Origin of the sequence: Chitinophaga agri, from assembly GCF_010093065.1 — a bacterium.
In the GTDB taxonomy this organism is placed as follows: domain Bacteria; phylum Bacteroidota; class Bacteroidia; order Chitinophagales; family Chitinophagaceae; genus Chitinophaga; species Chitinophaga agri.
Genome location: NZ_CP048113.1, coordinates 1,069,161 through 1,087,968 on the forward strand (window position 1 = coordinate 1,069,161; position 18,808 = coordinate 1,087,968).

Consider the following 18,808-nt stretch of genomic DNA (forward strand, 5'->3'; position numbering starts at 1 on the left):
TACGACTAGTGGTTATACATCAACTAAAAGAAAAGATGCGATTACCCTTTCCCATTCAAAATATCCGTTGGATACTGCTGCTGACATTCACTTTTTCAGCGACGATCACATCCGCCCAGTATCCTGATGATGAGGTGAATGTCAATCAGGATCGTAAAGCGAAAGACCCCTTTATATTTTGCAGAAATATAGCGACGGACGTCGATACGAAACAGGTTAAAATAATCACGCTAGCCGATGCGGCTCCATATCGAAAGGATTTTTCAGGCATGGATATCTCCGGGATTGAAATCATCAATGCCGTTAGTGATTCTTCGCTCCTGGGCTATGTACAGAGACGGGTATTTGATCAGTGGGTGGAGGCGGTTCCGGACAAACCCTACACCACGTATTTACAATCATATATAGACCAGCGATATCAGTCGGTATATAAACCAGGCACTGCAAAACTCGTATGGGTCATACAGGAGTTGCGCATTGGTGAGCGCGGCTTCAGCATGATTGACAAAAGCTTTTTACGTCTCAGGGCAATAGCATTCGCAGGCAATGATGTGGATGCATTCAGACTGATCTCAAGATTAGACACAATACTTACCAAAAACAGTACTGAGTTGACAGAAAAACATGTTGAGAATATCAGTACTGCCATGGATATACTGCTGAAACAATCGCTGATCCGGGGGGCATCCGCACAAAAATCCGATAGCCCGGCTTATACAAAGGATATGATAAAGGAAAATGCATTAGCACGTTATAAAGTGCCGGCGCTGCAACAGAAAGCCCACGCGGATGGCATTTACCTGACTTTTAAGGAGTTCATTCATGATCAGCCCTCCATTCCCACTGTAACGTATAGTCTTGAGCATAATGCAGTGCGTTTCTATTATACAGATAGTAGTGGGAATAAAACGTTTATTGATAAATTCTGGGGCGTACGTAAGAATGGCATACTACTCAAACAATATGATGACGTGTTGATCCCAATTGAGCAAAAACAGCATAGTATTGTTGTGATAAATTATTGTTTACCGGCAGATGGCGTAAACGCCACCGTGGTTGTGCCCACAATGTTAGGTGGTCTCATAGGAGCTGCCATCGCTGAAGCTGCCAGCAGCAGGTCTACCCTTGTTGGGAAGCTGCCTGTCGTAAAGAATATTCCCTATATCCGCAAGAGAGCCCCACTGGCCACTTCCGTAGATATTGAAACGGGTGAATTTGCATTGTAAAATAGCGGAACGCAATTGATCGCCACGCATTGCCACCGCTATCAAGCATTATTCCTGGCGACAGGATCCGTTATTAGCGTTTAACTGAAGCTTTGCCGGAACGCCAGCGGTGATGAATTTGTTTTTATCTTAAACAGTTTACTGAATGACTGCGGATGTTCAAATCCTAATTTATAGGCTATCTCGGCAACAGATAGTGACGTAGTACTGAGCAGGTCTTTCGACTGTTCAATTACCTTATTCTGAATATATTGTTGTGCAGTATAACCAGTGAGCGAACGGAGCATATCGCTGAGATACCGTGCCGATAACTGTAACCGTTTACTAATATACTGCACGGAAGGGAGGCCCGCCTCTTCTGCAAAGTGCTGCTCAAGCAGTCTATCCAGCGAAACGATGATTTCATGGCTTACCATCTTCCGCGTGATGAACTGACGATTGTAAAAGCGGCTACTGTAGTTCAGCAACAACATTATCTGCGTGATCAGGACATCCTCGCTAAACTGATCGATACTGTTCTCTAATTCGGCGGCGATAATGCCAAAAATATTATTAATAACAAATTTTTCCTTCGCCGACAGGCAGAGTGCCTCCGATACCGCATAAGAGAAAAAACCGTATTTGTTGATAGCGTGTCCTAACGGACTATTCCTGATAAAATCAGGATGAAAATACAGGACACACCCCTCATAGCTGGCACTATCGGCTGAAGCAGTCACGATTTGCCTGGGTTTCAGAAAGGCAAGTCCACCGTCTTCAAAGTCATAGTGCCCCTGTCCGTATTTTATTTGTCCATGGAAGCTATTTTTGAATGAGATCTTGTAAAAATCGAGTGAGATCCTGGTACCCTTTCTTATCACCTGATGAGAGATCTCATCATAGTTAACAAATGCCACCAATGGATGCAATGGCGGAGGTTGTCCAAGATGTCGCATCAATTGCGAGATACTACTGAATGAGTGAATGTCTGCAGATTGTTTCACATACCACTGTTTAAGGCGCGTAAGATAATCAGATTTGTGCTGCCGGACGAATTACAATATCACCTACCTCTACTTCTTTAGGTTGGCTCATTGCATATATCACAGCATGAGCGATCGCTTCCGGCGCTATACCCAGCTGTTCCATATTTTTTAAGATAGCGGATCTCATTTGCTGATCTTTCATACCATTTACTAACCCTGTTTTTACGACACCAGGCGAAATGCCGGTGATACGTATTGTGCCGTCAGATTCCTGTCGGAACGCTTCTGCTATCGTACGGACGGCATTTTTAGTGCCGGCATACACTCCCTGCATAGGCACAATTTTTATACCTGAAGTAGAAATGATATTGATAATATGTCCGGACGCCTGTTGCTTAAAAACAGGAATAGCTGCTGCCATGCCATACAGTACCCCTTTGAGATTAATGTCTATCATTTCATCCCAGCCATCAACATCCAGGTCATCGATCCGACTCAGTTCGCTGATACCCGCGTTATTGATGATCACGTCCAGCCTGCCGTATTGCGCAACAGCTGCGTTGACCAGACGGGCTAAATCAGCCCTGTCCTTCACATTGATGGCTATGTAGCTAGCTTCGCCTCCGGCGCTTTTAATGTCGTCTACGATAGTTGCAAGCCGACCGGCACTTCTGGCGCCTAATACAACCTTTACTTCATTACTGGCCAGGGTTCTTGCTATTGCCTCTCCAATGCCGTTGCTTGCTCCTGTGATTGCGACTACTTTTCCTTTGATAAGATGATGCATGTTCTTTGGTATTAGGCTACAAAGTTCCTGGTAATCTCTCACTGAAAAGTAGCCAGATCTGTCAATGTTGTAGTCGGATGTGCAATGACATCATTCATCATACGAACATTCACCTCATGACTTTCTCAACTGCGTAAGCTGCTATCTGTCTAACAACAATGGGCGGCAGATGCCGCCCATTGCCAAAAATATATCTTCATTACCTTATGCCTTCAGATCAATCGGCAATGAATAGATCCGCTTACCCGTCGCCGCATAGATAGCGTTGCATAATGCAGGCGTGAACGGTGGTACCGGTGGTTCTCCAACACCTGTAGGTTTCGCTTCACTTTCAATAATATGCACATGAATTTCCTTTGGCGACTCAGGCATCCTGATGATCTGGTAACCATCGAAATTACCTTGTTGCACCTGGCCATCCTTCACTGTGATAGCGCTTTTTAAAGCCAGGCTCGCAGCAAATTGTGCCCCGCCTTCAAACTGGGATTTCACCCTGTCTACATTGACCGCTACGCCACAATCAAGCGCATAGTCTACGCGTTGTATAGTAATTTTGTTCTCCGCATCCACATAGACCTGTACGACACAGGCTACATACGTCAGGAAGCTCTTATGCGCGGCAAAGCCTATACCCGTTCTCTCCGGAAGCGCTTTTCCCCAGCCGGATTCCTTTGCTACACGCTGAATGACACCTTTCATACGACTGGTTTCCCATGGGTAATCGGTGATTGCCTCACCATAATTCGGATAGGTGGTCTTAACCAGCTCCTGGTCGAACGTGATACTACGATCTTCGCCCAGGAGGTCCAGCGCATTGGCTATCGGGTCCATGCCTCTGGCAACTGCAATCTCATCCAGCATAGTACCAATGGCAAATACCTGGGGTATATTACGCACAGACCGCAACCATCCGATACGGAGATGTGACGGCGCATCATGCGTTTCTATCCTGATAGCCGGCACATTATAAGGGAAGTCGGAAGCACCGAGCATCAGCTCACCATCGCTCGGCTGGATAACGAAAGTATCTTCAGTGGCCGAAATGGACGGATAGGCGATATGATGGTTCCAACCGGTTAATTTGTTGTCGGCATCTATCGTTGCGACTATCCGCTGTACACTTAAGGCGTGGAGATAATCGTGGCGAATATCGTCTTCACGGGTCCACTGTACTTTCACCGGCAAACCAGACTCCCTGGCCAGTAAAGCAGCTTCCACGATGTAGTCGGGTTTAGACTTACGGCCAAATCCGCCTCCCAGTAAGGTGACGTTCATCTTTACCTTGTCAGCCGGAAAGCCCAGCGCTTCAGCAACAGCGTCTCTGGCGCCCTGGGGATTCTGGGTAGGCGCCCAGATCTCGCAGACACCATTTTTCACCACGGCCAGTGCATTCGGTGGTTCCAGCGTGGCATGCGCCAGGTGAGGTGCGATATAGGTATGATCTATCACTTTTTTTGCTTTTGCCTTTGCCTGCGCAAAGTTGCCCCTTTCTCTCCTGACAGTTCCATGCTGCGCCATTTCTTTCACCAGTGTGGCTATCTCCTCCCCTGAATCATAGGCGGCATTAGGTCCAAGATCCCATTCTACCTGCAGCAGATCGCGTCCTTTGATGGCTGCCCAGGTATTATCCGCAATAACTGCCACACCTGCCAGTGGCTTACTCAAAGTGGCAGGCAGCCCTGCACCCTTGATAGGGATCACTTTGATCACTCCAGGCACTGCGCGTGTTTTCGTATCATCAAACGATTTCATGGAGCCCCCGACTACCGGACAACGCCTGATAACCGCTATTTTCATACCTTCTACCTCCGCATCAATACCGAAGACCGCTTTACCTGTGACGATATTATGCAGGTCAACGATCGGCGTTTCCTTCCCGATCAGTTTAAACTGGCCGGGTTCCTTCAGTTTTATGTCTTTGGCAGTAGGTATGGGTAGCTTGCTGGCTATCTCCACCACATCACCGAAATCAATTTTCTTAGCTGACCTGGTATGTATTACCTGACTGTCAGCGGTATCACACTCTGTTACCGGCACCTGCCACTTTTGGGCGGCTGCCTGCATCAGTAGTAATTTAGCAATAGCACCTGCCTCACGCATTGGCCTGTAAAACATCCTGACGGAAAACGAACCATCTGTATTCTGGTTACCATATTTCTTCTCATCACCCTCCGCCTGAACAATATTCACCCTGCTCCAGTCAGCGCCCAGTTCATCTGCCAGCACCAGCGGCAGACCGGTTCTTATACCCTGACCCATTTCCGAGCGATGGGCCACTATGGTCACCATGCCATCGGAAGAGATGCTCAGGTATACATTAGGCGCTACAGTGGTCTTTTTATCACCTTTACTATTGCAGCTCCAGAAGCTGATCCCCACCATCAGTCCACCGGAGAGGATCCCTCCTACTTTCAAAAAGTCCCGCCTGGAAGCACTGAACACTTCTGACGTGATAGTCTCCGTCTTATTTATTTTCTTAAAAGGAAATGATATCTTCATGACTAATGTTTCACTTTGATGAATGATTCCGCTCAGGTACAACGAGGGCAGGCGCCTTTTCCGGAGATGCGACACTTACAATGGCCGCCTTAATCCTGTTATAGGTACCACAGCGGCATAAGTTCCCCTGCATAGCTTCTTCAATCTGCTGGTCGGAAGGATGCGGATTGCTCTTCAGCAAGGCTACAGCATTCATAATTTGTCCTGTTTGGCAATAGCCGCATTGCGGTACGACGTAGTTTTCCCATGCCTGCTGCATAGGATGATCACCCTTCTCTGACAAGCCTTCAATGGTGGTGATCTTTCCTTCCCCAACCGCTGAAACGGGAAGACTGCAGGAACGAACCGCCACATCATCCAGATGTACCGTGCAGGCACCACACAGCGCTTTTCCACAACCGAACTTTGTTCCCTTCAGGCCAATAATGTCGCGGATGACCCACAACAATGGCATATCCTCGAGCGCCTCTACGTCATGCCTCGTTCCATTTACCTGAATCGAATATTTAGCCATATGATCTATTATTTTGTCTTGATTATACTTTGTTGGCAATAAGCAAAGCTATTGATTAATGTGGCATCAATAGTTAAGAAAAAGAAATCATTCGTTAAGGAAATCAATAAATCTGATAATACAATAACCCATAGTGCCAGTCTGTTGTTCATTTCCTTTTTTTATTTGCATTTATTATAGTTTGACCAGGCATTGATCTATTGGTATATTAACAGCAAAAGCCGTTCGCCACATATTGGCGAACGGCTTTTGCAACCTGTATCCATTACAGCTGATTGGTCTATACGGGCACCTGATGACTACGATGCGTCCCACTTTGACAGGTATGCAATGGTAATTATTAACCATATCCTGCAAATATCACCATCACATTACTTATGCAGACAGGCCTTTACTGATCTGACGCAGGAGTGCTTTCTTATTAGATCTGCTGAAAACAATACTCCGGCAACGATTGAACCGCATAAAATCCTTCAATGACTGGATGAGTCTTTCAACAATAACCGGCGCTGGATCAACATCTTCAAAATGGAGATTATGGACGATCAGTACTTGTTCTTTACGATCGGCTTTGGCATCCATCCTGGCTATAAAGGTATCTCCCGCGAGTATTGGCAATGAAAAGTAACCATATAATCGTTTAGGAGCGGGTACGAAACATTCTATCTGATAATCAAAATTGAAGAAGTCTTTTAAGCGATGACGGAAAACGTTCAATACATCAAACGGAGACAGAATAAAGACTTCGTTGTCCAGTGAAATATCTGTTTGCTGATCAGGCAGCATATAGTGCGCGGCTTTTACCCCTTCTACAGTGACCGTTGTTAACTGACCGTCCTGTGCCATCTTTTCCAGTTCCTTTTTAACCAGATTCCCCTTTACATGACGCGCCCTCCAGGCCATTTCCTTCGCGGACGCAATACCTAATGCACCAAGGGTACGGACAATAACAAAACGGGCATACGCTTCGTCCGTAGGCATCGTCAGGTCTGTTTCCTGTGGTACTAAGTTGCGCGGCAGATCATAGATCTTCTGAAACGTCCTGGTACGCCTGATCATCAGGCTTCCACTGAGATATAATCTTTCAAGCGCAACCTTCGCCGGCCGCCAGTCCCACCAACCGGAGCTGGCCTCTATACGGTCATTATCAAAGTCGCCGACCATCACTGCCCCATCCCGTTCTATGCGGTCCATTATCTGTTTCATCAGGCGGGTCTCTGCTGGCGTGACGGGTTTGCTTTGTCTTTTAAACGCTTCCTTCACAGGCAGTGAAAAGCGGAAATCATGCATAGGGAGAAAGCCGGCGTCCGAAGTGAGGTATTCAAAGATGCGGCCGTCTTCGCACAGATCGTCGAGCCATACCGGCTGATAATCAGGTATACGTGCTGCCATTACATGATGGTGGGCACGCTCTACGACATAATTTGTATCCAGTTGCACAAAACCTAAATGGTCAATTACCCGGTAAACAGCTTCAATGCCGTTCCCGAACGCTGCTTTACGGGCGAGTCCGGCGGCGTTAAGGATGATCTTTCCAGCCTGCTGTTTTGTCAAAACAAGAGATTCCATCTACCTAAAATAAACAATCTGGGAATATTGCTACAAAAACTATATTTTACTGCCATCATCCCCTATCCAGCTAAAAATGAAGAAAATTATCACGTTTGTTTACTTACTGTTCACCACATTCATGGCCGGTGCACAAACTACGCTTACTTCCTACACCGGGACGATCAGGGGTTATAACAGCAATATGGGATTCAGCACCGGGCAGGTTATCGTCAATAATGTTATTACCGGCGTACATGACAATTATCTCATTACTATTCAGTCTGACGGTAGCTTCTCTGCCAGCTTTCCGTTGACACACACACAGGAATGCTTCATCATGCTCCCTTTTTATAACACGACGGTGTATTTTGAAGCCGGGAAAAGGATCATACAGCATTTTGATATCACAGATTCCGGGCAGGTAAATGCTGTATTTAAAGGAGATTGTGCCACCATTAACAATGCACTCAATGAGCTGAGGCCCATCTCCACATTCTTTGACTGGGATGCGGTAGATAATGATATCTTCCAGCTACAGCCTGCCGCCTATAAGGCTTATTTCCTGAAAATGATGGACCGTAGGCTGGCCGCTATAGACAGCGTGGTACATCTCAGAAAATTAAATACCCGTGCGGGCAGGCTGGCAAAATTACAGGTCACCTATAGCATCATGAGCACGCTCATGAACTATGCATTTGAAAGAGAATCAAGTTACCGTAGAAAGATGAACATATCCTTCAATGATAGAAAACAAATACTGGAAGAAATAAAGACAGATAGCAGTTATTACGATTTCCTGCAATCATTATCATATAACGATCCTAACAATATGGTTTCATATGGCTACTTTGAATTCATCACCCGGTTGATGCATATCCCTCCGGTTGAAGAAGAAGCACAACGGACGAGTATACTGGCTGCCAACGAAATCATAGCACGTGCCGCTAGAGACACTTCCTATAAGGGCCTGAACGAACTTAAAAAGGCATTCGAAGAAATACGGAATGGAAGATCCACGATAGCTGGTACACTGGAGAAGGCTCGTCCGGTAGTACTTAAAAGGCTCATACGTAAAGACATATCACTGGAGCTGGACCTGATATACCTGCACAGTATCGGGAGCCGCCTGCATATGCAAAAAGACACGTTATCAAAGGTGGACATACAGAAGATAAAATCTGACATTAAAAATAAAGTGCTGATAACTGATATAGCTGCCTTAAACGACCAGGTTAAAAAAAGCATTTGGGAAGCCCGCAATGCAGACAGCAAACAATACATACGGCTGGCAGCAGACTTAAAAACGGACAGTACCTATAAAGCAATCTTTGAGCAGTACAAAGGAAAGGTTGTTTTTGTTGACTTCTGGGCGACGTGGTGCAGCCCATGTATACAGGGTATAAAAAGAATGGCGCCGTTGAAAGATGAACTGGCAGCAGACAGTAACGTTGTTTTTTTATACATCACGGACCAGACTTCCCCGGAACAGGTGTATCAGACAATAATGCCAGGCATCAAAGGGGTACATTACCGGATCACCAATGATCAGTTCAACTACCTTAGTACCATCTTCCGCATGAATGGACGGCCGCACTATGCTATAATCGGTAAAAAAGGGATTCCGGTCCATACACATTTTGTATGGACGGACCCTGCGCAGATAAAGAAAGAATTACAGTTGCTGGAAATTGAATAGACAAATCAGCCTGATAATCAACAAAAATTTGATAATATTACATTTTGTATTAATTTGCTTAATTGTTCCATTTTAAAATGGTTTATGCGTTTATTAAAAGATAATATCAAAATCGTTCACTTTTGTTTATTAATAGGTTGTCTTAACTTCTTATTCTTTCATTATCCCTTTTTTAAATTTATTTTTAACAGTCTTGATTATAGAAGCTTTAATGGCATTACCATTATTATTTGTTTTATTATTCTAATGGTGATTGCCAATTCCTTTGCCTTTTTTTTGATACTCTATCTATTACGCTTTGCGGGAAAAATTGTCCTGGCGTTATCCTTTGTTATCAACGCAATGGCAGTTTACTTTATTAACACTTACGGCGTGATAATAGATGGCGGCATGGTAGGCAATGTGCTAAATACCAATTATGATGAGGCAGCTGGTTTCTTCTCCGTAAAACTCCTACTTTATGTAATCGTGCTCGGTGTTATTCCGGCCATTATTATTATTAAAGCTAAAATAGTAACAGTAACATTCAAGCGATTTTTAGGGATCACTTCAGCTACTTTATTATTTATCTTAATTGTCGCATTTGCCAATTCTCAAAACTGGTTGTGGGTTGATAAAAATTCAAAAGTATTAGGTGGCCTGGCAATGCCATGGAGTTACACAGTCAATCTTTCGCTGCATTTTATACATCAGCACCAGGAAAATGAAAAGGAAATATTATTGCCAGATGCAACCATAAAGGATCACCAGAAATCGGTAGTAGTCCTGGTGATAGGAGAATCCGCCAGAAGTGAAAATTTTTCTTTATACGGCTACGGCAAAAATACAAATCCGCTTCTTTCAAAAACCCCGGATGTATATAAGTTTAATGCGACCTCCTGCGCTACGTACACTACTGCAGGTGTAAAGTGTATTTTAGAGCATAAAAATACCGGTGAGCTGTATGAGATCTTGCCAAATTATTTATATAGAAATGGCGTAGAGGTGGTTTGGAGAACTACAAACTGGGGAGAGCCACCCGTTCATATAAAAAATTACCTGAACAAAGAGGCGCTGATGAAAGATTGTAAAGGTGATGGATGCGCTTACGACGAAGTGCTTTTGAATAACCTGAAAGAGCAAATAGCGGCCAGTACGAAAGATAAGGTATTGATAGTATTGCACACAAGTACAAGTCATGGACCTGAGTATAGCAAAAAATATCCTCCTCAGTTCGAAACTTTTAAACCAGTATGCAATAGTGTAGAATTAGCAAAATGTTCTAATACAGAACTGGTCAATGCTTATGACAATACGATCGGTTATACCGATTATATCCTATACAATGTAATTGAAGATTTAAAACAATTAAAGGAATACAAAAGTGCAATGATCTTTGTGTCCGACCATGGAGAATCTTTAGGAGAAAAAAATCTATACATGCATGGTTTGCCATTAAGCCTGGCGCCGAAACAACAATATGACATTCCTTTTATAGTCTGGACATCTGATAACAGTTTAAAACAACTGAAGACAGAAAATTCATTGACACAAGAATATGTATTTCACAGTGTTTTAAATTTTTTGGGCATACAAAGTCCTGTTTATAATGAGGAATTGAACATTTTCAAGTAGCGAACGACTATCATGAATGCCGGTTGACGCGGAAGATAAGCTGTCCGCGTATCCGAAATACTGTGCCGGACCTGCCAACTTATCGGAAAGCTTTTTGGCATAAAGCGACGAATGAGGACTTAAGCCACCTTCAAATCCAACGATCTGAAGGTGGTATGGCAGATAGCCGGCAATTATACCTACATGCTGACGTGGCTAAGAGTTTTCAGTTCAACCTTCACCAAAAGCATAAGCCAGCAGATCTTTGGGTAGCACCTGCATCTAAAAACCGACAACAGCCTGAAAGGCTTTTTTAGGCTGAAAATTCCTGTCAAACAACAAAGGATAATCCTTTCTACCCCTTACAGGGAAATCATCCAGCCAGCTATGCCTGTCCGATATATTCCAGAAAGTCACACCAGTCAGCAATGCTTTGTACTTACGGAATATTTCAAAGCATACCCGGTATTGTGCCGCCTGGGCAATTTCCTTCTCCTTTGTAAAAATGGTATCATAGTCATTCGCACGCCTTGCCCTGGCCTCATGCTCTTTCGGATAAACCGAAATATCGAGTTCCGTGATCTGCAACGGCATTTTCAACACAGCGAAGTCAGCAAAGGTCTTCTCTAACTGTTCCGCAGAAGGTTCATTTACAGCCCAGTGGCCCTGTAATCCAACGCCCTGGACCGGTATGCCCTTGTTCCGCAACTCCGTGATCATCCGGATGATCTTGGTCCGCTTATCGGGGTCTATCTCATTATAATCGTTATAAAAAAGGACTGCCTCCGGGTCTGCAGCATGCGCCCATTCAAACGCTTTTTCAATAAACTCAGGGCCACAGATCCGCAGCCAGGCTGAATTGCGGTAAAACTCGCCTTGCCTGTCACTGATCACTTCGTTGACGACATCCCAGGCGTATATCTTCCCCTTATACCTTGTGACAACCGTTGTAATATGCTCCTTTAGACGCTGCAATAAGATGGCTTTGGATACCGTATCGCCCTTATTATCTATGAACATCCATCCGGCCACCTGACTATGCCAGCAAAGTGTATGGCCTCTTACCTTCATCCTGTTCCTGACCGCGAAGTCAACAATAGCATCTGCCCTTTTAAAATCGTAGTCATGCTCACGTGGATGAATAACGCCCATCTTCATATCATTTTCCGGGGTGATACTGTTGAATTGTGAGAGGATGAACTGTCCTTCATTTCCCTGTAAGGCACGCGGGGAAACCGCTACGCCAATGGGAAACATGGCTCCATAGTAGTCTTTTAAGCCTTTTTCGGATGTAAGCTGGGCAAAAGAGGAGCCTGCAAATAAAACGCCTGAGACACATATCAGCAGGTGTTTTGCTATCTTATAAAAACCTGATCGTCTAAGCATAACTAAAAGTGGTGTATAATTTCCTAACTGTCAAATTTTTCCGGTGATTTCTAGGTCCCCTCACTCAAACGGCCCGCCTTCAACACATTTTGCTATGTAACAGATATTGGACATGATTGGAAGCGAATTACATGCGCTTCCGCAGCATACTTAGAAACACCGGCGTTATGCCCAGGTAGGAAGCGATATGCTTTTGTGTAATACGCAATTCCAGGTCAGGGTAGCGCTTACGGAAGCGTTTATATCTTGATTCTGCCGTCTCTGACAGATTGGAGATGGTGCGGCGCTGATAAACGTACAGGCCATTCTGTGTGAGAATGCGGAAGAAGCGTTCCAGCTTGGGCACCTCCTGATACAATTGTTCCATCGCATCGTAACTCAGGTAACAGACAGTCGTATCCTCCAGCGCATCGATACTCATAAAGGCCGGCTTTTGCATGGAAAAGCTGGTAATATCTACTGCCCACCAGTTCTCCGGAGAAAAGGAAATATTATGTTCATCACCATTTTCATCGGTATAGAAAAGACGCAGGCATCCGCTAACCACATAATAAACGTTCCGCGCGGTTGTACCGGCATCCAGCAGTACGGTATGTTTAGGTACATCCCTTACCTGCAATACAGCAGATATTCTTTCAACTTCGCTGGCATCGAGATGAATGTGTAGTGCGAAGTTCTTAAAAATGGCATCAAACATCAGGCACGTTTTAACAAAAATAATTGATTAATCGACAGCACAGTTTAAGACAAATGCAGTTATGAAATCTTCAAGTAGTTATATTTTATTCTCTGCGCCTAATGGTTTATTTGTAGTCTTAAAACTTTCAAATATGAGAATAACAACGATTGACCATAAAGGTCTGAAAGAAACCGCCTGTAACATTCCACCCAACACTCCTGTAGTGATGCTGAACCTGCTGCGCTTCAAGCCGGACGGTGGCCGCGAGATCTATTACCAGCAATATATTCCCTCTTTCCGCGAATTGGCAGCAAAGCTGCAGCTGGAAGGCATCAAACTCAAGTGGGGAGGTAATGTATCGGGCAGAATGGCCATAGCAGATAATGAGTGGTGGGACGACGTCTTACTGGTAGAGTATCCTGACTTTGCCAGCTTCCTCTTGATAGCCGAGAGTGATGGTTACAGGAATGATGCAGAACCGTTTCGCTTAGCTGCGATCGACGATTGCAGACTCATACCGATGGTGGGATTTATGAAGGAATAAATTTTCAGAAAATGATAATGCATTCCGCGGGTTGTTTACCTACCAGGTAACAAATAATTATTGCAAATGAAAAAGGGACTATCTATGATCATCACGGATAGTCCCTTTTACGCAGTCACCGCTGGAGAAAGGTAATTGGGGCCGCTGTAACCTTTGCATGTTTAATTTGTAGATACGCAATTTTCCTGCCTGGAGCGTCGACAGTAGTATAGACAATGGTAATACAGCCATTAACAGATCAAAGATATTTTATTGCACAGGGTTAAACAGTTCCAATAGTCGTTCCTGGGCCTCGTCTGCCCGCATCCATTGACTCATCTCGATAGAAGATCTCGCTTCTGCCGTGCCTCTCTCCTGCATAGCCGCCTCATATGCGGCAATAGCCGCTTTGACATCTGAAAAACCCTCACTGGTAAGGCATTCAGCCAGGTCCAACGCATCCAGCATAGCCAGGTTCACGCCTTCGCCGGAGGGCGGCATGATATGGGCCGCATCACCCAGCAGCGTAACATTAGCATGGGGCTCCCAGCTTTGATCAAAGGGAATGCAATACTGCGGACGCAACAAATAAGGCGAATCCGCCTTCTCAAACAGGGGTGCCCATACATTATTCCAGCCTGGTGTTTCAGAGAGGAACCAGGTCAGCACCTGCTGCCCGTCGGAGAAATCTATGCCGCTACTGTTCCACCAGCCTTCCGGCTTTTCCTGTACGAAGTAAAAATCTATACTGCCATCGCCCTTAGAAGAAATGTGCAGGTATTTGCCATCGGCATGCACGTAGACTTTCCCGCCTTTAAGCAGTTCACTGGCCTGGGGCACAGTGGTAGCAGCATGGCTCACATTGCCCTGCACGATCACCACGCCCGCATAGCTTGGGCGAATGTCTGTAACGAATGGGCGCACTTTGGAATTGCCGCCATCTGCGCCGATCACGATATCGGCGGTAACTGTATCGCCGTTGCTGAATTCGATCTGCCAGCCATAACCTGCCGGCGTCATATTTTTAAACTGGCGGTTCCACACCACAGTGCTTGGTTGCAGGGAATCCAGCAGCATATCGCGTAGCGGCGCCCGGTCTATCTCTGGCCGGGCATATTCACTCTCCAGATCCAGCAGGTCTACCGTGGCATTGAAGTTCATACTATGCTCGTCGTAAACGACCTGGCCGTATTTATCGATCACCCGGCCCTTTTCCGCCCCGGGACGATAGTTGGCCAGGAATGCATCGCGCAGGCCCATAGCTTTAATAGCCTTAAGGCCCGATTCAAAGTGAAGGTCTAACGTTGCGCCCTGTACGCGGGCTTCGGCGTCCACATCTCGTTCATATACGGTCACATCCACACCTTTCATTTGTAACAGGCGTGCCAGCGTCAACCCCCCTGGGCCACCGCCAATGATGGCTACTTTTTTAGCTGCTATTAACATAAGTATTTTGTTTACAGTAAATATTCCGTTTTCACAAGCAAATAACCGCCTCATCCACTGCTGTCATCATCGATTTCTTCTTTGCCAGGTGTCGGTTGCATAGTGCAAAGTTGCCGCCCTATCTTCCAATAAAATAGCCCTCTCCGATAATAAAATAGTCGTAAATGAAAATCCGGTCAAAAGGCGCTTCTCTGGTGTTGCCGCAGGAGCAAGTGCCGATAACAACTATTTACAATTGTCAAGGTCACTGATGGTCACAGCCGGCTGCAGAAAGATGTAACAACTGTAACGTCTGACCTAACGGGCATATAGCATCACAATGACAGAAGCTGCCTCATAAAAGAACGAGGCAGCTTCTGTCATTAAGTAATAAGCCTTTAACTTCTCATCACCGTAAGTCCCAAGTAACCGGGCGACGAATAAATGTCACTATCAATATTTCTTCTAAACAGTTTTAAGCAGGTCATTCGCATAGCCTGGTGAGGTTCTTCTCCTTTTAAATGCGTGGAAATCCTATACTGGTCTAATTATAGTGCCCCATTGCCTGGAATACTTTCCCATTTTCATCGAACGCAAAAAATTCTGCCGCCTTCTTTCCGTTGACGCTGGTATAATAGATGATCACCGTATTCATGCACGATAAAACTTCATGCAGCTCGAAATGAAGATCGCTGTATTTCGCCAATGCCTTTTCCCAGTAGTTCCGCACGTTTTGTTTTCCTTTCAGACGGCCATCCGGACTAATGCCCATTTGTAATATAAAGGGACTGCTCATTTCAAAATCTCCGGTATAATGTGCGAGTACTGCATCAAGGTCATGCGCATTCCATGCAGCCACCCATTCGTTTGCAAATTGCAGGGCTTGTTCTCGTGAGATCATTTTTTTTGATAAAAGTACTGCACTGGAATGTAAAAGAATAGGACAAAAAGGTCAAATTTCTAGCTGACCCGGTGTGCGCCCATAGGCCTGTTTATACCTGCGGATAAAGTAAGAGACATCTTCAAACCCGCTCCTGTAGCAGGCTTCTTTCACAGATAGCCGCTTGTGCTGCAGAAGGTACTGTGCCTGTTGTAATCGCTTTTCGATCATCCATTGTCCAGGGCTACAGCCTACATTCCTTTTGAACCATCGCTTAAAAGTACTTAGGCTCATATTGTAATTGCTGGCGTAATACTGCAATTGCATACGGTCCGCAATGTGACAGGCCATAGAACTGAGCAGCGTATCCGCATCGCCAAGCAGTAAGTTCAGGCTTACAAAAGGCTCCCGCTTCACGATAATTTCAGAATATAAAATGCTGTTTTTCGGAACGAAAAGCGCATCACCAGCTTTCATATCATACCGCTCCCCATTCAGGAAGACCATTTTCCGGCCTTCACGCACATAAGTAAGTGCAGCGTGAGGCATAAAGAATGCATCTTCCGAAGAGCGGCGGTATTGGCAGAAAGCCATATTAACTGCGCCGTCAGCATACACGGGCTCTACCCTAGCCCTAGCCTGGTTGAAGTTTTCATATAACCTGATCATCAAAGAAAAATTAGTGGGGAGATTACTGCCGTCCTGTACTATCTAATGTGCTCCGGCTCATTGTTTCTTAACTGCCAGTGGTTGTCCATCCCCACCGAGGTAGACTACAAATAACACGACATCAGTAGTATCCTTGTTTGTTCCTCTGTGATAAGTATCATAAGATTCCACAAAGCTATCCCCTTCCTTATATTCAGCAGGCGGATGGCCCTCTATCTCAACCGTCAGCCTGCCTTTCAGTACATAGGAAAATACAGGGATCAGATGTTTATGCCAACCCGTAGTCTCACCGGGAGGAAAGGTAATTTTAGCCATGGTAACCTTTGCATCTTTAAACTGCGGGTACGCAATTTTCTGCCCGATAGCGTTTACAGTAGTATCCACCAACCTTTCAATCTTCAGTTTTCCCGCGTACTGCTGTGCATGCACGGCTGTGGTGATAAAAATAAGTAGTGCAATAATGGTCTTGATCTTGGAAAACATTACTTTTGAAATTTGATGTAAATATATCATCAAACAGTTAATTTCATACCATCTTACGACTATGACGCTAAAATGATTGTGTCGTAGTTATTATCATCTTCGATCCCAATCGGCCTAACCGAAAATACAATGCCTGTAGCACTAGACGACTTTATAGAACAAAAGGAATGCATCTACAAAGATGACCATTACTGCGTACGTAATAATGGCGCTATTATGCGTTCCGCCCGTGACGGAAAGCGCGTGCGAAAGAATGATAGTCAGTGGACGTTTGGCAAACCGAACGACAAAACTGGCTATATGGAGATGTCTTCTGAAGGTGTCCATAGAATAATAGCCACCGCCTTTCACGGACCTGCCCCGTCGAAGGACCATGTTGCTGATCATATAGATACTAATAAACGTAACAACCGTCCGGAAAATCTGCGCTGGGTGACCCGGCTCGAGAACATCCTGCTCAACCCCATTACCGCAAAACGAATAGCGCTCGTATGTGGTAGCGTTGAAGCTTTTCTGGCTGATCCTTCAAAGTATCGTAGCAGGTTCAGGGATCCTAACATAAAATGGATGCAGACGGTGAGCGTTGAGCAGGCAAAGGCCTGCCGGGATAATCTGATAGCATGGGCGTTAAGTGACAATCATGCCGTAGCGGGGAAACCTGTAGATGAGTGGATCTTCTGGGAGCGGCGGGGTTCATTTATAGCCCCGGCGCAACCAAAACCGACTCCTTCAGCGACAGCTAATGCTATACAGAAAGAATGGCAGCACCCAACCGAATTTCCCTTTTGCCCACAGGAGCCGCAGGACTGGCCACTATATGCCTATAGGCAGAAGCTGGTACATGGTAAGGTCTTTTCCCTGAACGAACACGTCACCACAACTGTATATGATTTTGCGCTTTCCGATGACAGGAATGTGTTATGGATATTAACAAAGTCGGCGAAGGAAAATCCTGTAAAAACCTGGCTGTTATTGCAGGTGACCTATGAAAATGAGATGTTTGTACATACCAGTCTTGGAACCTATTTGGACCAGGATGGAGCGGAAAAACAATTTGCAATCGCGCGCGGCATTGAGTGATTATATTAGAAGTGAAGTGACTGACGGTCAGAAGTGACCTATATATAAGAACCCGATCTGTTCATAACCGGAAAATCATCTCAAAGACTGTGTAAAAAATAAAGATCGGAGCTTTATGAATCCATCTTTATTATTTACACAATCTATCCTTCGTGGCATCCTGGTTTAATTAGGAAACCGGGTCGAACGATATAATCCATTCAATACCATATTTATCCCTGAACATCCCGGCGTAGGTCCCCCATGGACTGTCCCCCATCGGTCCTTCCACCTCTCCACCCACGGATAATCCATTAAATATGCGATCAGCTTCTTCACGGCTTTCGGTGTTCACATGTATCTTAGACCGGTTTTCACTTTCGCTTACCCGTCCCAAAAATCCTGGAACATCGTTGGCTATTAACACATTGTTCTTACCTAGCGGCAAGCTGATATACATTATCTTATCTGCCTCCTCTTCGGCCACCTGAAAATCAGGTCCGGACAAATCTTTAAAACGGGTAATTTTTGTAAACTCACCCCCAAAAACTGATCTGTAAAAAGTGAACGCCTCTTCGGCATTGCCATTGAAGTTAATCCACGGATTGATTGCTCTCATAATTTCTTGTTTATTGTGTTCCTGATAATTTCAATGCTGAAGCAGCAAACCGATAATTCAGGGCCCCAAAGACCTATCTGAAGCCTTCTGTAAACCTACCCATGCATTCAACCGGTTCATTATAGTGAAATACAGCAACTTCATTCATACATAAACCGCCTACATCAACAAAATTAGGCCGTAAATGTTTCAAAGGAACAAACAAGTTTCGGATTCTTCCAAAATGGTATGTACATAACAAAATAAACACTTGA

General features: G+C 45.0%; 17 protein-coding genes. 5 read left to right on the forward strand and 12 right to left on the reverse strand.

Features of this window, described 5'->3' with window-relative positions; translation table 11 throughout:
• Positions 1-35: 35 nt before the first annotated feature.
• Entirely contained in the window at positions 36-1,226 is a 1,191-nt protein-coding gene (locus GWR21_RS04015; RefSeq protein ID WP_162330499.1) for a hypothetical protein, read from the forward strand.
• An 80-nt stretch (positions 1,227-1,306) separates the two neighbouring features.
• Here the strand turns inward: GWR21_RS04015 and GWR21_RS04020 are convergent, their stop codons facing one another.
• From GWR21_RS04020 to GWR21_RS04040, 5 genes are all read right to left on the reverse strand, one after another.
• The gene (locus GWR21_RS04020) at positions 1,307-2,209 is read right to left on the reverse strand and encodes a helix-turn-helix domain-containing protein (protein WP_162330500.1); all 903 of its coding nucleotides are present in this window, start codon (positions 2,207-2,209) and stop codon (positions 1,307-1,309) included.
• Positions 2,210-2,237: 28 nt separating this feature from the next.
• Complete coding sequence (locus GWR21_RS04025; protein ID WP_162330501.1) at positions 2,238-2,978, reverse strand: SDR family oxidoreductase; 741 nt, start codon at positions 2,976-2,978, stop codon at positions 2,238-2,240.
• 204 nt (positions 2,979-3,182) lie between these two features.
• The gene (locus GWR21_RS04030) at positions 3,183-5,477 is read right to left on the reverse strand and encodes a xanthine dehydrogenase family protein molybdopterin-binding subunit (RefSeq protein ID WP_162330502.1); all 2,295 of its coding nucleotides are present in this window, start codon (positions 5,475-5,477) and stop codon (positions 3,183-3,185) included.
• A 10-nt stretch (positions 5,478-5,487) separates the two neighbouring features.
• On the reverse strand, positions 5,488-5,991 hold the full coding sequence (locus GWR21_RS04035; RefSeq protein ID WP_162330503.1) for a (2Fe-2S)-binding protein: 504 nt from the start codon (positions 5,989-5,991) through the stop codon (positions 5,488-5,490).
• Between the two features lie 375 nt (positions 5,992-6,366).
• Positions 6,367-7,560, reverse strand: a complete 1,194-nt coding sequence (locus GWR21_RS04040; RefSeq protein ID WP_162330504.1) for a winged helix-turn-helix domain-containing protein — start codon at positions 7,558-7,560, stop codon at positions 6,367-6,369.
• A gap of 76 nt (positions 7,561-7,636) precedes the next feature.
• Between GWR21_RS04040 and GWR21_RS04045 the strand changes: the two genes are divergently transcribed.
• Complete coding sequence (locus GWR21_RS04045; protein ID WP_162330505.1) at positions 7,637-9,238, forward strand: TlpA family protein disulfide reductase; 1,602 nt, start codon at positions 7,637-7,639, stop codon at positions 9,236-9,238.
• 84 nt (positions 9,239-9,322) lie between these two features.
• Positions 9,323-10,852, forward strand: coding sequence for a phosphoethanolamine--lipid A transferase EptA (eptA, locus tag GWR21_RS04050; RefSeq protein WP_162330506.1), 1,530 nt, complete (start codon positions 9,323-9,325; stop codon positions 10,850-10,852).
• Positions 10,853-11,113: 261 nt separating this feature from the next.
• On the opposite strand, the gene GWR21_RS04055 is transcribed toward eptA, so the two are convergent.
• Positions 11,114-12,217 carry an endo-1,4-beta-xylanase gene (locus GWR21_RS04055; protein WP_238430169.1) on the reverse strand — a complete coding sequence of 368 codons (1,104 nt, stop codon included), beginning with the start codon at positions 12,215-12,217 and terminating at the stop codon, positions 11,114-11,116.
• Between the two features lie 127 nt (positions 12,218-12,344).
• Positions 12,345-12,914 (reverse strand): Crp/Fnr family transcriptional regulator, encoded by a 570-nt coding sequence (locus tag GWR21_RS04060; RefSeq protein ID WP_162330507.1) that lies wholly within the window; start codon positions 12,912-12,914, stop codon positions 12,345-12,347.
• A 133-nt stretch (positions 12,915-13,047) separates the two neighbouring features.
• On the opposite strand from GWR21_RS04060, the gene GWR21_RS04065 reads away from it, so the two are divergent.
• A complete protein-coding gene (locus tag GWR21_RS04065) occupies positions 13,048-13,440 on the forward strand; it encodes a hypothetical protein (RefSeq protein ID WP_162330508.1) in 393 nt (130 codons plus the stop codon).
• A gap of 249 nt (positions 13,441-13,689) precedes the next feature.
• On the opposite strand, the gene GWR21_RS04070 is transcribed toward GWR21_RS04065, so the two are convergent.
• From GWR21_RS04070 to GWR21_RS04085, 4 genes are all read right to left on the reverse strand, one after another.
• Entirely contained in the window at positions 13,690-14,865 is a 1,176-nt protein-coding gene (locus GWR21_RS04070; protein WP_162330509.1) for an FAD-dependent oxidoreductase, read from the reverse strand.
• Between the two features lie 523 nt (positions 14,866-15,388).
• Positions 15,389-15,745, reverse strand: a complete 357-nt coding sequence (locus GWR21_RS04075; protein WP_162330510.1) for a nuclear transport factor 2 family protein — start codon at positions 15,743-15,745, stop codon at positions 15,389-15,391.
• A gap of 51 nt (positions 15,746-15,796) precedes the next feature.
• Positions 15,797-16,393 (reverse strand): AraC family transcriptional regulator, encoded by a 597-nt coding sequence (locus GWR21_RS04080; protein ID WP_162330511.1) that lies wholly within the window; start codon positions 16,391-16,393, stop codon positions 15,797-15,799.
• Positions 16,394-16,450: 57 nt separating this feature from the next.
• Positions 16,451-16,876: a cupin domain-containing protein gene (locus GWR21_RS04085; RefSeq protein ID WP_162330512.1), complete on the reverse strand. Its 426-nt coding sequence runs from the start codon at positions 16,874-16,876 to the stop codon at positions 16,451-16,453.
• A gap of 129 nt (positions 16,877-17,005) precedes the next feature.
• On the opposite strand from GWR21_RS04085, the gene GWR21_RS04090 reads away from it, so the two are divergent.
• Positions 17,006-17,956 carry an HNH endonuclease signature motif containing protein gene (locus tag GWR21_RS04090; RefSeq protein WP_162330513.1) on the forward strand — a complete coding sequence of 317 codons (951 nt, stop codon included), beginning with the start codon at positions 17,006-17,008 and terminating at the stop codon, positions 17,954-17,956.
• A gap of 169 nt (positions 17,957-18,125) precedes the next feature.
• Here the strand turns inward: GWR21_RS04090 and GWR21_RS04095 are convergent, their stop codons facing one another.
• Positions 18,126-18,554: a VOC family protein gene (locus GWR21_RS04095; protein ID WP_162330514.1), complete on the reverse strand. Its 429-nt coding sequence runs from the start codon at positions 18,552-18,554 to the stop codon at positions 18,126-18,128.
• Positions 18,555-18,808: the final 254 nt, after the last annotated feature.

Coding starts and splice junctions, on each gene's coding strand:
- GWR21_RS04075 (WP_162330510.1), bottom strand. CDS start 15,745: ATGATCTCACGAGAACAAGCCCTGCAATTTGCAAACGAATGGGTGGCT.
- GWR21_RS04055 (WP_238430169.1), bottom strand. CDS start 12,217: ATGCTTAGACGATCAGGTTTTTATAAGATAGCAAAACACCTGCTGATA.
- GWR21_RS04070 (WP_162330509.1), bottom strand. CDS start 14,865: ATGTTAATAGCAGCTAAAAAAGTAGCCATCATTGGCGGTGGCCCAGGG.
- GWR21_RS04035 (WP_162330503.1), bottom strand. CDS start 5,991: ATGGCTAAATATTCGATTCAGGTAAATGGAACGAGGCATGACGTAGAG.
- eptA (WP_162330506.1), top strand. CDS start 9,323: ATGCGTTTATTAAAAGATAATATCAAAATCGTTCACTTTTGTTTATTA.
- GWR21_RS04025 (WP_162330501.1), bottom strand. CDS start 2,978: ATGCATCATCTTATCAAAGGAAAAGTAGTCGCAATCACAGGAGCAAGC.
- GWR21_RS04080 (WP_162330511.1), bottom strand. CDS start 16,393: ATGATCAGGTTATATGAAAACTTCAACCAGGCTAGGGCTAGGGTAGAG.
- GWR21_RS04065 (WP_162330508.1), top strand. CDS start 13,048: ATGAGAATAACAACGATTGACCATAAAGGTCTGAAAGAAACCGCCTGT.
- GWR21_RS04090 (WP_162330513.1), top strand. CDS start 17,006: ATGCCTGTAGCACTAGACGACTTTATAGAACAAAAGGAATGCATCTAC.
- GWR21_RS04045 (WP_162330505.1), top strand. CDS start 7,637: ATGAAGAAAATTATCACGTTTGTTTACTTACTGTTCACCACATTCATG.
- GWR21_RS04015 (WP_162330499.1), top strand. CDS start 36: ATGCGATTACCCTTTCCCATTCAAAATATCCGTTGGATACTGCTGCTG.
- GWR21_RS04060 (WP_162330507.1), bottom strand. CDS start 12,914: ATGTTTGATGCCATTTTTAAGAACTTCGCACTACACATTCATCTCGAT.
- GWR21_RS04085 (WP_162330512.1), bottom strand. CDS start 16,876: ATGTTTTCCAAGATCAAGACCATTATTGCACTACTTATTTTTATCACC.
- GWR21_RS04040 (WP_162330504.1), bottom strand. CDS start 7,560: ATGGAATCTCTTGTTTTGACAAAACAGCAGGCTGGAAAGATCATCCTT.
- GWR21_RS04030 (WP_162330502.1), bottom strand. CDS start 5,477: ATGAAGATATCATTTCCTTTTAAGAAAATAAATAAGACGGAGACTATC.
- GWR21_RS04095 (WP_162330514.1), bottom strand. CDS start 18,554: ATGAGAGCAATCAATCCGTGGATTAACTTCAATGGCAATGCCGAAGAG.